Origin of the sequence: Salegentibacter holothuriorum (assembly GCF_900168045.1) — a bacterium.
Lineage (GTDB): Bacteria > Bacteroidota > Bacteroidia > Flavobacteriales > Flavobacteriaceae > Salegentibacter > Salegentibacter holothuriorum.
This window is the reverse complement of sequence record NZ_FUYY01000008.1, coordinates 1-20,094: the sequence shown is the minus strand read 5'-3', so window position 1 is coordinate 20,094 and position 20,094 is coordinate 1. Positions and strand designations below refer to the sequence as shown.

General features: G+C 38.4%; 11 protein-coding genes. 6 read left to right on the top strand and 5 right to left on the bottom strand.

Features of this window, described 5'->3' with window-relative positions; all coding sequences use genetic code 11:
- Positions 1–23 precede the first annotated feature (23 nt).
- The 4 genes from B5X51_RS14250 to B5X51_RS14235 are packed head-to-tail and all read right to left on the bottom strand — an operon-like array spanning position 24 to position 4,058.
- The gene (locus B5X51_RS14250) at positions 24–770 is read right to left on the bottom strand and encodes an NADH:ubiquinone reductase (Na(+)-transporting) subunit D (protein ID WP_079721859.1); all 747 of its coding nucleotides are present in this window, start codon (positions 768–770) and stop codon (positions 24–26) included.
- Between the two features lie 2 nt (positions 771–772).
- The gene (locus tag B5X51_RS14245; RefSeq protein ID WP_079721858.1) at positions 773–1,516 is read right to left on the bottom strand and encodes a Na(+)-translocating NADH-quinone reductase subunit C; all 744 of its coding nucleotides are present in this window, start codon (positions 1,514–1,516) and stop codon (positions 773–775) included.
- A 2-nt stretch (positions 1,517–1,518) separates the two neighbouring features.
- On the bottom strand, positions 1,519–2,700 hold the full coding sequence (locus tag B5X51_RS14240; RefSeq protein ID WP_079721857.1) for an NADH:ubiquinone reductase (Na(+)-transporting) subunit B: 1,182 nt from the start codon (positions 2,698–2,700) through the stop codon (positions 1,519–1,521).
- A gap of 14 nt (positions 2,701–2,714) precedes the next feature.
- Complete coding sequence (locus B5X51_RS14235) at positions 2,715–4,058, bottom strand: Na(+)-translocating NADH-quinone reductase subunit A (RefSeq protein ID WP_079721856.1); 1,344 nt, start codon at positions 4,056–4,058, stop codon at positions 2,715–2,717.
- A 169-nt stretch (positions 4,059–4,227) separates the two neighbouring features.
- Here B5X51_RS14235 and B5X51_RS14230 point away from each other — a divergent pair, with 169 nt between their 5' ends.
- The 3 genes from B5X51_RS14230 to apaG are packed head-to-tail and all read left to right on the top strand — an operon-like array spanning position 4,228 to position 6,977.
- Entirely contained in the window at positions 4,228–5,481 is a 1,254-nt protein-coding gene (locus tag B5X51_RS14230; protein ID WP_079721855.1) for a type IX secretion system plug protein, read from the top strand.
- Between the two features lie 23 nt (positions 5,482–5,504).
- The gene (locus B5X51_RS14225) at positions 5,505–6,587 is read left to right on the top strand and encodes a DUF3667 domain-containing protein (RefSeq protein ID WP_079721854.1); all 1,083 of its coding nucleotides are present in this window, start codon (positions 5,505–5,507) and stop codon (positions 6,585–6,587) included.
- Between the two features lie 3 nt (positions 6,588–6,590).
- Positions 6,591–6,977, top strand: coding sequence for a Co2+/Mg2+ efflux protein ApaG (gene apaG / locus B5X51_RS14220; protein WP_079721853.1), 387 nt, complete (start codon positions 6,591–6,593; stop codon positions 6,975–6,977).
- Here apaG and B5X51_RS14215 read toward each other — a convergent pair.
- Positions 6,974–7,690 carry an NRDE family protein gene (locus B5X51_RS14215; RefSeq protein WP_079721852.1) on the bottom strand — a complete coding sequence of 239 codons (717 nt, stop codon included), beginning with the start codon at positions 7,688–7,690 and terminating at the stop codon, positions 6,974–6,976. The two genes, apaG and B5X51_RS14215, sit on opposite strands and share 4 nt — an antisense overlap.
- Positions 7,691–7,828: 138 nt before the next feature.
- Between B5X51_RS14215 and pruA the strand changes: the two genes are divergently transcribed.
- The 3 genes from pruA to B5X51_RS14200 form a co-directional block, all read left to right on the top strand.
- Positions 7,829–9,472 (top strand): L-glutamate gamma-semialdehyde dehydrogenase, encoded by a 1,644-nt coding sequence (pruA, locus tag B5X51_RS14210; protein WP_079721851.1) that lies wholly within the window; start codon positions 7,829–7,831, stop codon positions 9,470–9,472.
- A gap of 325 nt (positions 9,473–9,797) precedes the next feature.
- The gene (locus tag B5X51_RS14205) at positions 9,798–19,541 is read left to right on the top strand and encodes a LamG-like jellyroll fold domain-containing protein (protein WP_079721850.1); all 9,744 of its coding nucleotides are present in this window, start codon (positions 9,798–9,800) and stop codon (positions 19,539–19,541) included.
- Between the two features lie 145 nt (positions 19,542–19,686).
- A partial coding sequence (locus tag B5X51_RS14200; protein WP_139374902.1) for a hypothetical protein occupies positions 19,687–20,094 on the top strand: 408 nt, incomplete at its 3' end.

Genomic DNA, 20,094 nt, shown 5'->3' with positions numbered 1-20,094 from the left:
CGTTTTATTTAAGCTGTTGTGCTTTAGTTCTCTTCTATCAGTTTACGGTTTCTGGCACGTTGTACCCAAATAAGCAAACCAACTACAATAAGCGCCATTGGTGAAAGCAACATCAATCCGTTGTTTTCATATCCTAAAGCATACAAACCTGTAGAGTCTGCTAAAGTTGCCGCTTTATGTCCTAAAACTTCAAATCCGAATAACTTACCCGATCCTAAAAGCTCACGGAAAAATGCAACTATTATAAGAATTAAACCATAGCCTGCTGCGTTCCCTATACCATCTAGAAAAGATTTGTAAACTCCGTTTCCTAAAGCAAAAGCTTCTAAACGTCCCATTACAATACAGTTGGTAATAATAAGACCAATAAATACAGAAAGCTGCTTACTAACATCATAAGCATAAGCCTTAAGCACCTGATCTACCAAAGCCACAAGGGATGCAACAACTACTAGCTGTACGATAATCCTGATTCTACTAGGAATCATATTACGTAGCAAGGAAACAATAATATTACTAAATGCCATTACAAACACAACGGCAATAGCCATAACCACAGCGGGCTCTAATTGTACCGTAATCGCCAATGCAGAACATATACCCAGCACCTGGACAGTAATTGGGTTGTTATCGTCTAAAGGATCAGACAATAATTTTCTATTGCCTTTAGAAAGGAAGTGTTCTTTTTCTTCTGAATTAGATAGAAAAAGGATCATTTCTTTCTTTTTGGCTTCTTTCTCTTCTGAAATATTTTTTCTCTCTGTAGCCATAATTACTTAGTTGCGACTTTAATTTCCGTTTGCTGTTTGAAGTAAGGCAGATAACGTTGAAGTCTTTCAGAAATCATATCAGAAACACCATCACCTGTAATTGTAGCTCCAGAAATAGCATCTACCTTATTATCTTCTTTATCTGAAGGATCTATATCACCTTTCACCACAGATACTCCAATTAAATTACCATTACTATCAAAGATCTTTTCATTGGAAAAACTTTCCTTAAACCATTCTTTGGTGATTTCTGCTCCCAGACCAGGAGTTTCCCCCAGGTGGTCAAACGTTGCACCTTTAATAGTATTCACATCGTCTTTTAAAGAAATGTACCCAAATATCGCATTCCACAAGCCATTACCTCTTAAAGGAACTATATAATATTTAGAACCTTCGTAATCGGCAATATATAGCGGGTAATTTTGTTCCGCTACAGGTCGCTTAAGCTCTTTGGCCAAATCTACTGTAAAAGCGTCTACATCTTCTTTCACATCACCATTTTGATCTAAGGTTAATGCTTCAGTGATATACTGATTATAAAGCTCTTCAGCACCAGCTCTATCGGTTTCAACACCAATAGTAGCTAAAATACTTTGCATCTTCTCCTGGCGAACATTCTCCCTTTGAATAGGTTGAAGTGAGGTTGCAGTAAAAGCCAATACAGAGGCCACAACCAACACCATAATCACCGCAAAAAGAAACGTATAACCGTTACTATTTGTTTTATTTACTGATTTTTCTTCCATAATTAAACTGCTGTTTTCACCTGTGCGGTGGCGGATTCAATTCTCTTTTTTCTACGCTTGATATTAGATTGAATTACGTAGTGATCTATCGTTGGTGCAAATACGTTCATAAGTAAGATTCCAAGCATTACTCCTTCTGGGTATGCCGGGTTAAAAACCCTAATCATTACTGAAAGGAAACCTATTAGAAATCCGTAGATCCATTTCCCTTTCATAGTTTGCGCTGCAGATACAGGATCTGTAGCCATAAACACAATACCAAAAGCAAGTCCACCAATAATTAAGTGACCATACCATGGGAAGTTTGTAAGTTCATTACCTGTAACCCCCATTGAAGGCAAAGCGTTAAAAATAAGTCCCATTACTGCTGCACCTATAAATGCACTCAATATAATTCTCCAGCTACCTACTTTTGTTAAAATTAAAAGCAAGGCCCCCAGAAGAATAAAGAGTGTTGAAGTTTCTGCTACAGATCCCGGGATAAACCCGTAGAACATATCCATCATACTGTAACTCGCATTCTCTCCAGCTGCCAAAGAACCAAGAATAGTTTCTCCAGAAATTGCATCTACACTACTTGCTTCACTAACCCAAACCTGGTTACCAGACATATAGGTAGGATAAGCAAAGAATGCAAATGCCCTTGCGGTAAGAGCCGGGTTAAGAATATTCATTCCTGTACCTCCAAATGCTTCCTTACCAACAAGAACTGCAAATACTACAGATAGTGCCAGCATCCAAAGTGGAAAATCAATAGGCATAATCATTGGTATCAACAAACCTGTCACTAAATATCCTTCGTTTACCTCGTGCCCTCTAAAGATGGCGAAGGCAAACTCAATTCCCAGTCCAACCGCGTAAGAAACTACGATCATAGGAACAATCTTTAATGCTCCGTGACCAAACGCATCCCAAAAGGTAAAATCACCACCTAACTGAGTAAAGTGCTGGTAACCGGCATTCCACATCCCAAAAATAAGCGCTGGAATAAGGGCAAGTACCACCGTGATCATTGTACGTTTTAAATCTACTGCGTCACGAATATGAGCTCCTTTTTGCGTGGTATGATTTGGGGTAAACAAAAAAGTATCTATTGCATTAACTGCAGGCGCATACTTTTCATATTTTTTCCCAGGTGCAAAAGGCTCCTTTATTTTATCTAATCTTTGTCTAATCCATTCCATAATTCTACTGCTTTTTAACCTACTTCAGTAATCATTAAATCCAAACCAAGACGAATCACATCCTGAATCTCGATCTTGGACGTATTCACGTATTCTACCAAAGCAAAATCCTCAGGAGCTACTTCATAAATCCCAAGATTTTCCATCTTTTCAATATCACCGGCCATACAGGCTTTAATAAGCTGCATTGGATACACATCCATAGGTAAAACCTCTTCCATTTCACCGGTTACCACAAGAGCTCTCTCCTCCCCATTTAAGTTGGTGGTAGGTTTAAACTTTCTATTTGGAAACAACCAGGATAAAGAAGTTCTTGAATTTGAGTGAATATTGTTATAAGTAAATGGCAACCAACCAAAGGCTCTATAATTATTTCCTTCTGGAATAAGCGTCACTTCGTTTGAAAAGAAACTTACGTGTTGATCGTAAGCCAGTTTCAAACCGGTAAGCACATTTCCTGAAATAATACGTACGTCTTCATCAACCTTTTGGATAACATCTGAAACCTCAGCTCCAATCTTTGTTGAAAAATATTTACGATTAGTAGCTTCACTACCTGTTACGGCAATAGTTTTATCGGCAATATAATTCCCTGTAAGAAAAAGATTACCAATTATAGTCACATCTTCAGGATTCACTGTCCAAACTCTATCTCCCTGATTAATTGGATCTATTTTATGAATTTGAACCCCAACATTCCCTGCAGGATGTGGTCCTTTTACGGTATGAAGCTCTACACCTTCAATATTTTTTAAATATTGTGCAGAACTAGCATCTACCCCCAGGTGAACTTTTCCTGGAGTAAGTTTTTTAAGCGCGTTTATCCCTTCCTGAAAAGCAGCTAGTTTTTCTTTTAAAACAAAGCCCCAGTCTGGAGCTAATGGTGCAGTACTTACGGCAGAAATAAAAATAGCCTTTGGCGTATCTTTAGGATCAGCTACGATATCGTAAGGACGTTGATTAATAAATGCACCACAACCACTTTCTAAAATGCGCTGCTTTACAGCTTCAGCATCAGAAGAAGAAGCGTTCATTTTTCCAAAATCTCTGTAAGTGTCTTCAGGATCGGCCTCTATAATCACTTCCATGATTTTACGCTTTTCACCACGCTTAATTTGCTTAAGCACCCCGCTTACAGGGCTGGTAAAACGTAATTCATCAGTGTACTTTGAAAAGAAAAGTTCATCGCCAGCAAGGACCTTAGCCCCTTCTTTTAATACCATTTTAGGTACCAAAGCGTGAAAATCTGGCGGTTTAATTGCGTAGGTTTTAGACCTTGGAGCTTTTACAAGCTCTTTTTCCGCCTCCCCTTCTAATTTTAGAGATAATCCTCTTTTAATTCGAATGTCTTTTGACATAGGATGGAGTGTATGTTAAAAATTTTTGTTTTGAGTCGTGCAAATTTAGGAATTTAAACCACACTTTTCCCAAGAAACCAAAGATTTTTAAGCATTTAAAACTGTTAAAGTGAAATGTTAAAAATTATAGAATAATATTTGTAATTACATTTGTCAAGATTCTATTTTAATGAAAAACTTTTTCTCACTCTTACTTTTATCCCTTTCATCGCTGGCATTGACTGCCCAGGTAGCACAGGAGACACTTCCGCCAAATTATATACGGAGCATTCAACTCTCTGGAAATGCGCAAAACACCTATGGAAATCCTGTTTTGCAATTAGGAGAATCCTTAATTTTAAAGTTTGATGATATAATTGGTGATGAAGCCGATTATTATTACACCATAGAACATTACAATTACGACTGGACCCCCACTCAATTAGCAAAAACCGAATACTTAATAGGCTTTGATGATATAAGAATCTTTAATTATCTCAATTCTTATAATACACTTCAGGCTTTTTCACATTACGAGCTTAAAATTCCAAATGAAGATACCGGCGGTCTTAAAGTAAGTGGCAATTACATGATCAACATCTTCAACAGTGAGAAAGAATTGGTTTTTTCCCGAAAATTTATGGTTTATGAGAATATTGCCCAGGCCAAAATTAATCTAAGACGCTCCAGGAACCTGAAGTTTATAGATGAAAAACAAGTAGTAAATTTCACCATTGAATCTCCTAATTTACTTCTTAAAAATCCCGAAAATAATGTCAAGGTTCTTATTACCAAAAATCATAACCTAAAAACCGGTATAAAAAATATTGAACCGCAATACAATATTGGCAATGACCTGGTTTATCGCTATGATGTCAAAACCGCTTTTTGGGGCGGAAACGAATATCTTCAGTTTGACAATAAGGAGTTAAGAGCCTCTACTTCAGATATCAGTTCGGTTGCATTAAAAAATCTTTATCATCACTATTTATTCACAGACCGCACTAGAGCCAATGAACCATATACTTACAATCCCGACATAAACGGGCAGTTTCTAGTTCGAAGCCTACCTGCAGAGAATCCTTCAATAGAAGCCGAATATGTTTGGGTTCATTTTCAACTTCAAAATTATTCAGAATTAAACGGAGGTGAAATTCATATTTACGGAGCCTTTAATAATTTTAATTTAGATAAAAGCACGCGCCTTACTTACAATAAAAATGCTGATCTTTATGAAGGTGCAAGGTTATTTAAGCAAGGATTCTATAATTACAAATATGTGCTAAAACGTACAGACGGAACCATTGATGAAGGCTTTTTTAGCGGTGATTTTGATGAGACCGAAAACTCCTACCAGGTGTTGGTATACTACCGAAGCCCCGGTGCCAGGTACGACCGTTTAATTGGTGTAGGCACAGGAAATTCTACAACTATTACCAATTAAGAGATCAACAAATCTTTATAAAAATGGCAGCGAATAGATCTGATCTAAAATACAGAGGCACTACATGTCTAAATTGTAAATTTCCGCTAGACAAAAGTGACAGATATTGCCCAAGCTGCGGACAATTAAACAGCACTAAAAAATTAAAATTTGACGATTTTTTCTCTGAATTCTTTTCAGGGCTGTTAGCCTACGACTCCCGTTTTCAAAGAACTTTAAGGGTTTTATTGTTTTCACCCGGTAAAATTTCTAAAGATTATATTAATGGAAAGCGCATGTGCTACGCCAATCCTTTTAGATTCTACTTAAGCGCCTCTATTATTTTCTTTTTAATATGGAGCCTTACTAATTCCTTTGACAACCTTCAACCAATTACCGATGCTGATGAAGTTGCCCAGAAAATTGAACAGGATAGCTTAAATGCTAATATGCATAAACTAGTTCCCACCCCTATGGGTGATGTGAGTTTAGATACAAATATTCAGAATCAAAAACAACGCAATCTAAAATCCTATAAAGAAGTTTACATCCCTTCCGGGAAATTAGACAGTCTGAGTTATTTGGAGGCAATAAATAAAAAATTCGATATCTTTTCAAAGTTTCACAAAGAAACAACCATTAGGAAAGCCGAAATTGCAATGGACAGCCTTGCCTATCCACAATCCAACTACAATCATTGGTTATACAAAAAAGCAGTAGACTGGAGTACCATAAAAAAGAATCCGGGGCTATTCTTTAATTACTTTGTTAACAAACTACCGTTTATCATTTTCTTTTACCTACCGGTATTTGCTCTATTTATTTGGCTGTTGTATTTAAGGAGACCGTTTAACTATATTGAGCATTTAATCTTTGCTTTCCATGTACAAACCACCTTTTTCATACTTTGTGCCCTGGCATCTATTTTAGATATTTTCTTAGAAAATTGGGCATTTAACGTAGCCATTATCGTTTTTATCTTCTATTTATATAAGGCCATGCGTAATTTTTATGGGCAGGGACGTGTTAAAACCGTTGTAAAGTTCATACTCTTAAACTTTATATTTTTTATTTTAGCAGGAATTGCGACAATAATATCAATTTTAGCGTCTTTTGCTATTTACTAGTATATGGTTCAACAAGTTACAAGAGGAATAAAGATTTCGGTTAAAACCAGCTTTGAAGGCACCTTACTAAGGAGCTTAGGTTCTCGTTTTGCTTTTTCTTACCATATCACTATAGAAAATCAAAGTAATGATTCGGTGCAATTAACCTCTCGTTTTTGGAAAATAAAAGATGCCTTAAACCATACTGAAATTGTACAGGGTGAAGGCGTAATTGGCCAAAAACCTGTATTAAAACCAGGCGAATTCCATACCTACCAAAGTGGTTGCTTACTAAACTCTCCATTTGGCTCTATGGGCGGTTATTACAATATGGTGAGCTTCACTTCTACTAGAAAATTTAGGGTTAAGATCCCCACTTTTAAATTAAGCGCTCCATTTGCCGTGAATTAAAGTCCTTTAAATTCCTTTCTAGTAGTTTCTCCTTTTTGAAGATCTTCATATGTGAAAATCAATTTTCCTGGCAGGAATTCTATTTGAGAGATACTTTTAGTTTTTACAAAACCGCGATCCATAATTAAATCAATTTCTTTATCCCCTTTTCCAGCGGAATGATGAAATTCCCATAAATTTTTAGCAGAAAGATTATTTTCCTTTTGAAATTTTGAAAACCACGCTTCCCTAAGGTTTTTAATTTCTGAAGTATATAAAGGTGAGGAGGACCAAATTTGCGCTTGAAAAGGCAGTTTTTTAAAATACTTCTGCTTACCATCCCATACAAATTCAGCAAAAAACAATCCTGAAGACCAATCGGCTACCACTACCGTAAAAGGTTCTATATCTAACAGATTATAGTGTTTTATTTCTGTTTCAATATTAGCAGCAACAAGCCACTCCTTAAGCACCAAACCCCTACTTTTTCTATAATAACCCTGACGTTTATGCGAGACAAAACCACCATTCATTAAACATAAAACCCTTTTTCTCTGGCTCACTCCAATCCAGCTCCCACCAGCCACCGCATCTTCAGGAAAAAGTAATTTTAGCTCCTTTTCAACTTTAAAATTGGGAGGAAAGGTCTCCCTTTCGCTGGCTTCATCTCTATTAGATGTTAAGATAAACCCATTAGGATTTTTCAGGTGTGGTATAAGACTTATAGTGCACATAAAATTTTCTTAATAAATGTACTGATTTCGCTAAAATAGTTAAGCTTTCGTAAATGGTGAGTTAGAGTGATTAGAAATCACCTATTTTTTCTAACTTTAGACACACAATAATTAAAAATCAAAAAATACAAAATAACTATGGGAAAAGGATTTTTTCACGTTCCAAAAGCAGTTAACGAACCAGTAAAATCTTATGCTCCGGGAACGCCGGAAAGAGAAGAAGTTTTACTTACTTATAAAGATCTTTGGAACGCTAATACAGAAGTTCCGCTATATATTGGATCTGAGGAAATAAAAACCGGTGAGACCAAAACCATTAACCCTCCTCACGACCATCAGCACCAGGCCGGTACTTATCACCTAGCCAAAAAGAAACATGTTGAAAAAGCTATTGAAGAAGCTTTGGAAGCCAGAAAAAAATGGGCGAAACTTGAATGGGAACAACGTGCAGCTGTTTTCTTAAAAGCAGCCGATCTTATCTCGGGACCATACAGATCCAGAATTAACGCTGCTACCATGATTGGGCAGTCAAAAAATATTTACCAGGCTGAGATCGATTCAGCTGCAGAGATTTGTGACTTTTTGCGCTTCAACGTAGAGTTTATGAGTGAACTTTATAACGAGCAACCAATTTCTTCTGACGGAAACTGGAACCGTGTGGAATACAGACCTCTTGAAGGCTTTGTATATGCCATTACTCCTTTCAACTTTACGGCTATCGCCGGAAACCTGCCTTCTAGTGCAGCCCTTATGGGAAATGTAGCGGTTTGGAAGCCTAGTGACAGCCAGATGCTTTCCGCTCAGGTTTTGATGGAAGTTTTCAAGGAGGCCGGTGTTCCAGATGGAGTTATTAATATGGTGAACGGAGATCCGGAAATGGTAACCGACACAGTTCTTGCCAGCCCAGATTTCGCAGGAATTCATTTCACCGGAAGTACCGATGTCTTTAAAGGTATTTGGGAAAAGGTTGGAAAGAATATCAGAAACTACAAATCTTACCCACGAATTGTAGGAGAAACAGGTGGAAAAGATTTTATTCTTGCGCATCCAACAGCTAATGCAAAGCAGGTTGCAACCGCTATATCGCGAGGTGCCTTTGAGTACCAGGGTCAAAAATGTAGTGCAGCTTCAAGGGTTTATCTTCCAAAAAGTCTTTGGCCAGAGATAAAGGATTTCGTAGTAGAAGATGTTGAATCTTTTAAAATGGGATCGCCCGAGGATATGAGTAACTTCATCAATGCGGTTATCCACGAAGGTTCGTTTGATAAACTAGCGAGTTATATTGACAAAGCCAAGAAAGACGAAAAGGCCGAAATCGTAGTTGGCGGAAATTATGATAAATCTAAAGGTTATTTTATTGAGCCGACCGTAATCCTCACCACAGATCCGCATTACACCACCATGGAAACCGAACTTTTTGGTCCGGTTGTTACCATCTATGTATATGATGATAAGAACTTTGATGAAAAGAAATGGGAAGATATATGCGAAACGGTAGACAATACGAGTATGTATGCTCTTACAGGAGCGATTATTTCGGGTGATCGTTATGCTGCCGCGAAAGCAACAGATTTACTGCAAAATGCTGCCGGTAACTTCTATATCAATGATAAGCCTACTGGAGCCGTTGTTGGTCAGCAGCCATTTGGAGGTGCAAGATCCAGCGGAACCAATGATAAGGCAGGGTCTAAAATGAACCTGATGAGATGGATTTCCGTAAGATTAATTAAGGAAACTTTTGTTCCGGCAACCGATTACAGATATCCTTTTATGGGTGAATAATTTGTAAGAATTTTACTTCAAAAAAAAAGCCGTAGCCTTATTCGCTGCGGCTTTTTTATTCCAACAATCTAAACTGCCTTAAACTATATTCCAAAGAGCTTAAGAAAGTTTTAATTGTATTTTATATAATTTATTAACACATAAACAAAATATTATTAAATTATTTTAACGAATTAAATATCCCTTCACCGATTTAAAACGGCCAATAGTATAAAAAACCGTACTTTCCATTGTTAATTGTCTTCACCCCAGAAGGTTAACCCTTTATAGACTGTTACATATAATTATCCCTACGTAATTATTATTGCTCTAAAACATTACTATTATGGGAAGAAAATTACTTTATTATTTATTACTGGTATTTTCTATTGTTATAATTTCTGAAAATGGATATTCCCAGGCCTGTCCTACTTCGGTTAGCATAAGTGCAGCTGAAGGTAGAACCATTTGTGAAAATACCCAGGTTACTTTCAACTCATCAGTTACTGGAGGCAGCAATTTAATTTACCAATGGCAAATAAATGGAACCGATGTTGGAACCACTCAAACAAGCTTTAGCACCTCCACACTTCAGAATAACGATGAGGTAAGGCTTATAGTTACCTCCAGCGATGATGCAAACTGCGAAATCCCTTCCCAACCTATTAAAATGACGGTGAATAGTATTCGCCAGGGAAGCGTGGTTATTCAGGCAGATAAAAACCCGGTATGTCCCGGGGGAAATATAAATTTTAGTATATCAAGCATTACGGAAGCCGGAACTAATCCTGTATACGACTGGAGAGTGAATAATTCCAGTGTAGGAAATAATTCAACTTTAAACACCTCTCTTAATGACGGAGATCAGGTTCAGCTATTCATAAGTTCCAGCAATCCCTGTACCGATGATTTTTTAAGTAATCAAATTACTATTTCCGAAAAACCAGCCTCACCCGGCACTCCTTCTGCAATTACTGGAAGCATCACGGTTTGTCCGGGAACCTCAGAGACCTACAGTATTTCCACTGTTAATAACGCTATTTCTTATCAATGGGAATTACCTAATGGATGGAGCGGGTCTAGTAGCTCTACATCCATAACATTAACCACCGGAAGCAGTGATGGCACTATAAAAGTGATTGCAATAGGCGAATGTAGCAATAGTGAGCAAAGTATTAACGTAACCGTGCAACCCGATGCTCCCGGCCAACTCGGAAATATTTCAGGAAACGAATCGGTTTGTCCGGGAGTGAATGAAACCTACAGCATAGCCGCCATAGCAAATGCTGAAACTTACGAATGGACTTTCCCTTCAGGATGGGGAACAAACAACACAATAACCACAAGTACACCGGAAGCTACCATTAATACCGGAAATTCAGGAAGTGGACAAATTACTGTAAAAGCTATAAATTCCTGTGGCGAAAGTGCAACTAGGAATTTGGCAGTAAATGTAGAAGCAGGCACTCCTGGTATTCCTGGAACCATAATCGGAGCTATAGAAGTCTGCCCCGGTACTAGTGAAACTTATACAATAAATGCCATAAGCGGTACCGAGGAATATATATGGAACTTTCCTTCTTCATGGGGAATGCAAGAGCAAATCACTACAACACCTCAAATAAGTATTCAAACAGGCCAATCTGGAAGTGGGAACATTGCGGTTGCAGCAAGAAATTCATGTGGTACTAGTGCATCTCAAAGCCTGGCGATTCAGATGCAGGATGGAGCACCTACAAACGCTGGCTCTATAAGCATCAATTTCAGCAACTCCAATAATGTTATTTGTCCGGGAGATCAAATAGAATTTTCTGTTTCCGCTTTAGCTGAAGTCGAGGAATATATTTGGAGTATACCCACCGGATGGAATATTACAGGAACTGAAACCGGAAACAGCATCACCGTAAATGCAGGCAATTATGGAGAAAACGGACTGGTGAGTGTAGTTCCAAAAAATTCCTGTGGACAAGGCACTGCCAGTTCCTTATCGGTTAGCGTAGATGCGCCAACCCCTGAAATTGGAACTGTAGAAATAACCGGCCCACAAACGGTTTGTTCTAATGCAACACAACTGCAATATAGCATTCCACTTATTAATCATGCTACTTCCTATGAATGGTCATTACCCTCGGGCTGGGCAATCACCTCAGGTCAAAACACCAATAATATTGAGGTAAGTGCTTCGGGAACATCAGGAAATATTGAAGTTTTCGCAAAAAACGATTGTGGAGCTAGTTCAGTAGTTTTTAAAACGATAACCTCTACTACTGCTGTCCCAGAAAAACCTTTAGCAATATCTTCTAATTTACCCAGTACCGCAATATGCCCTCCATTTAATAATGTAGAATTTTGGATAGATGAAGTTGAGAATACCGAAGAATATTTATGGAGCTTACCCAATGGATGGAATATTGTAAGCGGTGCAGGAACCACTAATATTACTGTAAATATTACCGCAAATTCCAACTATAGTGCTAACGAAAGCGTTTCAGTACAGGCCATAAATATTTGCGGAGCAAGCGCAAGCGAAACGATGGGAGGAATAGCCATTGATGATTATGTAGTTACCGATCTTGGTGAAGATATGGTTTTGTGTAGCCTAAACAACACTATTATTATTGATGCGTATGTAGCCTTTGGTTCGAAAAATGCTAAATTAAAAATCGACAATATTGAAACTTCCTCGGGGACACAAATTGATCCACCCTCTGGAAAGGTAGACAGTTTTAAAATTGAGTACATTCCTACCGCTTCCGATATAAACAACGGGCAGGTTACCATTAGTGTCACTACAGAGAAACCGGGTGGTGCATGTAATGCAGGTGAAGACGAAATGACCATATTTTTTAGGGAAGACCCACAGGCTTCTTTTACTACCACAGGTCAGGATATTTGCGAAAATTCCAGTACACAAATAAGTTTAACAGGAACACCCGAAACCCGAATTACTTATACCGAAAACGGAAACTCTAAAACTATAGACCTGGATGCCAATGGAGAAGCCGGTATAATTACGGGAAACTTAACTTCTTCTACTACTTTCCAATTAATAAGCTCACAATACCTGGAGGAACCCCTATGCGAGAATTCACTCTCAGGAACTCACGAGGTAATAGTTAACCCGGTTCCATTTGCAGACCTGGTTTATACTCAAGCTGCCTTTTGTGAAGATGATACAGAAATTAAACAAATAACACTGGAAAACCCTATTGGAGCTATTGAAAATGGAGTTTTTACAGCAACACCAGCCGGACTAAGTATTAATGAAAATTCCGGGGCAATTAATCCTGAAAATAGTAATCCCGGCGAATATCTAATCACTTACATTATTCCTCCAACACTAGGTTGTGAACGTGTAGAATTAACTACCAATATAAGCATTACGGCAGTACCACAGGTAAGTTTAAGCTACGAAGACACCCATTTCTGTTCATCAGATGAGAACACCAAAACAGTAACGCTAAATGGCAGCGGAAATTATGAAAATGGCACATTCGCTGCCGGAACTGGTTTACAAATAGATTCTGAAACCGGAGAAATTAATCCGTCTACGAGTAATCCAGGCACATACCAGGTAACTTATACCACTCCAGAAAGTGCTGGTTGTGGAACTTATAATTTCACTACAGAAATCATAATAACCGAAGCTCCAAATCCAACCATCGCTTATCCGGCAACAGAAGTCTGCAATTCTGAAACAGCAGCTTTTGTAGTTGAACTTACCGGAAATAATAATAGCCAGAGCGGTACTTTTTCCGCAGGAAATGGACTAGAGCTAAACGCTACAACCGGGACTATAACTCCAACAGGAAGTGACCCGGGAACCTATACGGTCACATATACTACTCCAGAGATAAATGGATGCGCTCCGGCTATCACAGAAACAAGCATAACAATCACAGAATTGCCATCTGCAGAAATAAATTACAACACACCAATTTGCGCTTCAGAAACTGAATTACAGCAAGTAAGCTTTAGTAATACTATAGGTAATTACACAAACGGCACGTTTACATCAAGCCCTACCGGACTTTCAATTGATAGCCAAACCGGCGCTATTAATCCATCCTTAAGTGATCCTGAAATTTACAGCATAACATATACTATTATGGAACAAGGAGGGTGTGAAGCAGTAATCATAAATACTTCAGTCGCTATAACAGAAGTACCATACGCAACTATAAGTTATGAAAACGCTTCGCTTTGTACGTCTGTAACGCAAGATCAACCGGTAACTTTTATAAATACACCTACTGAATATCAAGACGGAACATTTTCAGGAAGTAACGGACTTGCCATAAGTGCAGATGGAAATATAGACCCAGCATCCAGTAACAGCGGGTCACATACGGTTTTTTACAGTATTCCTGCTAAAAATTCATGTGATGAAGTCGTTACAAGCCTGGAAATAGAAATTTTCGAGAAACCACAGATCACTTCCCAACCATTTAATATTGGAATTTGTACCACCCAACCAAGTGAGTTAAGTGTTAGTGCCATTGGAGACGATCTAAGTTATCAGTGGTATCAAGACGGAAATGCTGTAAGTGGTGCAACTTCTGCCACGCTTAACTTTAGCAACACGACTTCTGTTAATGCCGGGGAATATTATGTGGTGATCACAGGAGCTCAATCTTGCTCCGAAGTTACTTCTGATACTGTTAGCCTTAATGTAGATGAAGATATTATTATTGAAGAACCTGTTAAGGAAGTTCCAATATGTGGTGACGGATTTTCAGAAGTTAACCTGAAATTTATCGCGCACGCAAATGGCGCACCCTTAACTTTCACCTGGTATAAAGGAAATACGATCGTAGATGATACTGATGCAAATATTACGATTACCACACAGCCAGCCGATGAAAATGGGAAATATGAAGGCATCCTGGAAATAATTAATGTTACTACTGCCTACAACGGAGATTATTATGTAGAAATTCAAGGACCTTCTGAATTCACCTGTTCTACCGCAGTTACAAATCCTTTTCAATTACGTTTAAATGAAATTCCGGAGCAACCTACAGTAGAAAAGTTTGAATATTGCCAGTTTGAGAATGCTCCCGCATTAACAGTGGTTAGTGGTACTAACCTCACGTGGTATGCTTCTGAAAACGGAGATGATGCTTTTTCTACTCAACCCATACCCAATACCGATGCACCTGGAGAAACTATCTACTGGGTAACTCAAACTCCAGATGTATGTGAAAGTGAACGGGTGGCAGTTAGTGTAAACATTAAAGAAAAACCTTTAACTCCCGAAACCACTGCACTTTTGGAATACTGCGAAGGTGAGACAGCAAACACCTTAGAAGCCACCACTACTAACGGTGCAATTTTAAATTGGTATGATGAAGATAGCAATGCACTTACAGCAGCTCCCACCCCCGATACCGCGGCCCCGGGAACTTATCTTTACTATGTCTCTCAAAGCCTTGAAGCTTGCGAAAGTGATAAAGTGACTATTGAAGTAATAATTCATGAATTACCAGAGGTTACTATAACCCCTTCAGAAACTCTTGTTTGCGCAGCATCTACTGTTATCTTAACCGCAGTAGGAGCTGACTCTTATATCTGGTATAACGAAGCCGATGAAGAAATTGGAACCGCAGATTCTCTTGAAATAAACCCTGAAACGACAACTACCTATACGGTTATTGGCACGAGCACAGGAGATTGCTCCTCTGAAGCTGAAATCACGATTCAGGTTGACCAACCCAGTGATGCCGGAACAATTACCGGAGAAACCAATGTTTGTATTGGAAACAATTCCGGAGAAATTTCCGTGGCGAATATAAACGGGGAAGTAATTCGCTGGGAGTATTCCGAAGATAACGAATCTACCTGGGAAACAGTAAATCAGGAAGCTTCTGAAATATCAACAAGTTATACTTATGAAAACCTCATCCTTAGTACCTCATTTAGAGCTGTAGTGCAAAATGGGATATGCGATGAAACCACTTCAGAAAGTGTTAATATACAGGTGGATGAGTATCCCGTAGGTGGAGAACTGAATTTTCAAGGATTTGACCGTCTGTATACCACTTGCCAAGATCCGGAATTTTTGGAAGATCTTGTTCTAACCGGTCATACTGGAGAAGTTGTAGCCTGGAAATATAGAACCGCACAGGGTTCTTTTCAAACTATAGCCGGAGAAACCGGCACAACCTTATCTGCTGCTGTTATCGGGAATTTATTGGGTAATGAAACTCTTATTTTCCAGGCAGAGGTAATAAATGGAGCCTGTAGCGAACCGTTAACCAGCAGAACTGCTATTTTAAGTATAATTTCCTCTGATATTGAACCGGCCCCGGTTAGTGTTAGCGAAGATCTTATATGCTTAGGGGATGAAGTTACCTTAACCGCGGAGTCTGGTTATGAATCTGGCGATGGTATAAACGATAGAGGTAATTTCAATAATGCGTCTATAGATCAACATGGCTGGAGAATAAAAGATTCTGATGGCAACTTGGAAAATTTTGAATCCAGTGCTAATAATGTTAGACCAAATGTCTGGAAAAGAGTTACGCCACGGGAATTTATTACCGCTAACCTCTCTTCTCCCTACAACACCTCCTTGCAATTATTTGATCACGGGTTAACGAGTGGAAATAAAGGTTTTGCTATTGTATCCGGAACTAATAGTTCTACGATGGAAACCAATGTTTTTGCTTTAGACGGGATGGATTCAGGTATTTTAACTTTTGACCAGGCGTATAATCTTACACCCGGCGCTTCCATTGAAGTATTAATTTCTACCAGTGGTGGAGCCGCAGGTAGTTACACACAATTATACAATAATAACAACGATCCCTCAAGTGGAAACTATGCCAATTTCTCCTCTGGAAACCCAACTTCCCGTCCGGAAAATAAGATGGAAATTGATTTAGGCGATTATATTGGACAAAATAACCTAAGAATTATGTTTAAGTTCACGGGAGTTAGAGATGGAGATGTTTGGGCTGTAGATAATATTATTTTACCGGACGGCCCCCAGGATGTAGGTGTTATTTGGGAAGACACGACCAATCCCGAAACACCTGTGGTTATCGGAACTAATTTTTCAGAACAATGGACCCCCACCGAAATTGGATGGAATGTTTCTGTAATTACTACTACTTTAGAGTATACAGGCGGCTCTTGCCCAACTGCCAGAAACGACGAAGAAATCAAGGTTTTTGTATATGATCAATATACTACCAGTATCACTGCTGAGACCGGTAATTGTGGTGTATACTCGGCCGAGTTGACTGCCACGGTAAGCAGTGCAGCTCAGGGTGTAATTACCTCCTACCCTACTGCAGATGGCTACATTGGAAAATGGAATGTAGAAGGCCCAGATGAAAATTTCGAATTTTCAAATATAGATCCTAATGATACAACTGATCCTATAACCAATCCGAACGCAATTTTCACTTCAGAATCTCAAAATACTGAAAATTATATCTTCACCTGGATTTTAGAACCAACCGAAACCGATGAAAATGGCAATTTAATAGAAAACCAAAACTGTTTACCAATTTATGAACCTTTAGAAATTGCTTTCGAAGCATGCACAGCCCTGGATTTTGACGGTATAGATGATTATGTAGACCTGGGCGAAACTTATACCGGCAACTACACCCTGGAAGCCTGGATACGCCCACAAAGCTCAACTGGAACTATTCTAAGCGGGCCTAATTTTGAAATAAATATGGAAGATTTACCCGCTGGAATTTATCCTAATACTCGCTGGTACCATATTGCTGTATCTAATAACAAGCTTTATATTGATGGAATTGAAGAAGGAAGTTTTAATATAGGTAATAGTGGTACAAAAACCTTAATTGGAGCAAGATGGAACAATGGAACTCCCGAAAATCATTTTGATGGCTGGATTGAAGAAGTCCGTATCTGGAACAGCAACCTTACCATAGACCAAATTAGATTTATGATGAACCAACGCCTCTACAATAATGGTACACAAATGGGCGTAGAAATTCCAATGAATGTTCCCGGCGGACTAAGTTATACGAGTCTTGCAGGATATTACCAACTTCTTGCAGATCCTGTATTGGTGGCAATGGGAACTACCCCAGATCTTGCCAGTACATCAGTTCCAGGCAGACTGGTTAATATGGATACCTTCCAGGAAAACACAGCTCCCCTGCCTTACACTTCACGCGTAGATGGTCAAACCTGGGCAACTGATAACACCTGGACACACTTTGATGTTTGGGACGCACCAAATAGCAATGGTATAGATGGAAGCCCGATTGATTGGAATATTGTTAGAACTTCCCATGATATTGATTCAGGAAATAAAGATATCATTGTATTAGGTTTAAAATCGGAAACGGGGACTTTGGATATTTTCAATCCGTCAGGTGTACATAATGAAACTAATTCGGGGCAATACTTAAGAGTAAGTCATTATTTGAAATTAAATGGAGTTATAGATCTTACCGGAGAGTCTCAATTAATACAGGATATTGGTAGTATTGTTGATGCCGGCAGTTCCGGTTATCTGGAACGAGACCAACAAGGAACAGCGAACAGCTACAATTATAATTACTGGAGCTTCCCGGTTAGTGCCGGAGCTTCTAATAGCGGTGGTTCAATAAAAAATCTTCTAAAAGACGGAACAGATTCTAATAACGCGAAGGATATTTCCTTTGCCTACGACCATACCTACGCCGACAATTATAATTATACTGCCGGTCCAAAACGCATTAGCGCCTATTGGCTTTTTAAATTCTTTGGAACCGCAAATATTTATGCAGAATGGAAATGGATAGGTGAAAATGGCCTTCTTAATGCAGGGGACGGTTTCACAATGAAAGGCACCTCTGGGAATGTGGCGATTTCAACACCACAAAATTATGTTTTTAAAGGATTGCCAAATAATGGTCCTGTTAGCGGAGTAAGTATTGGTACTAACCAAAACCGTTTAATTGGCAATCCATATCCATCTGCGATGGAAGCAAAACAATTTATTTTAGACAACCTGGATAAAAACATAGTTTCGGGTGCTACAAACACTCAAAATATTTTTAACGGAGCACTTTATTTCTGGGATCATTTTGGGCCTGAAAACACGCATATTTTAAGAGAATATGTTGGTGGTTATGCAACGATAAATCTCTCTGGAGCCGTCAAATCTGCATCATCTGTAGATGAACGTATTAATAACGATGGTTCCTCAGGAACCAAAGAACCAGGACAATTTGTCCCGGTTGGCCAGGGATTTTTTATCAATACAGTTTTAGATCCTGCAATTGCCAATGGTATTACCATAAATGGAGGTACGGTTAACTTCAATAATGGCCAAAGAGCTTTTGTCACCGAACTAAATTCAAATGAATCGCAATTTCTTAAACCTATTTATCCTACTAAAGAGAAAACCAAGGTAACAACAAAAGATTCAAGATATAAGATAAAATTAAATTTCACCTCTCCAATTGGTTTTCAAAGACAAATTTTGGTAACTGCCGATGCAAATACCACCAATGGTTTCGATTTAGGCTATGACGCACTGTTAATCGATGATATACCAGAAGACATGTACTGGTTAATTCAAGACAACGAATTCGTTATTCAGGCCGTACCAGATTTTAACATAGATCAGGTTTTACCACTGGGAATTAAAATAAAAGAGGAAGTTGCGTTCAGCGTTGAAATCGGGGAACTAAAAAATTACCCCGACACACAACCGGTGTATCTAAAAGATAAGATACACGATAGCATTCACGATCTTAGATCAGGCGCTTACTTCGCTACTTCAGAATCTGGAACTCATAATGAAAGGTTCGAAATAGTTTTCAGGAATAAAAACGAGCTGGAAAAGCCTGTAAAACCAAAATTGAACAATACAGTAGATTTCGTGTATTATAACGATACCAGGGAACTGATAATTAGCAACCCAGACCTGGTAAATATTTCCGAAATATTAATCTTTGATTTAAACGGTAGAGTTTTAAAAACCTACGATGACATCCCTACTGAAAAAGAAACCACTATCAATATTAGGTCAAGACATGCAAGCGTATATATTATAAAACTAATTACTGAAATGGGAAGTAGAAATAAAAAGTTTATTATGAATTTAGAATGATTTTTCCTACAAGAATTCACGGTCACCCCCCAAAAGATGGTTTTTATCTGGTTATTAGACATTTAAATCTTTATTTTGTATTTAAATTCTTGTTAAAATAGATTTTTTATATGTAATTTTACCCTCTAAAAGCAATTAGTTGCCTATGGGTAAAATTACTCCCCGGTTTTTCTTAGCGGTATTTATTTACGGACTGTTCTCACTTTCCGCTAACACTGTTTTGGCTAGTATCAATTATGGCCCGGAAAAGGCTGTATTTGAAAAGCAAATTAAAAACAAATCATTTTTTGTAGGTTTTTTATTAGAAGCGGCGCCTACGATTATAGCTCCTGCTGATGTTAATCATATTAATGATTCCGGACAATGTTATGCATTACGATCAAATATTGATCTCGGAAATGCATCAGTTGGAGGAACTTCCAGTAGTCCAACAAATGATGCTCCGACGCAATTCATGGTTGGATCTACTACAGTCACCTGGTCAATTACCGATGACTCTGGTATTACTGCTACTGATACCCAGCTAGTAACTATTACCGATAACGAAATACCA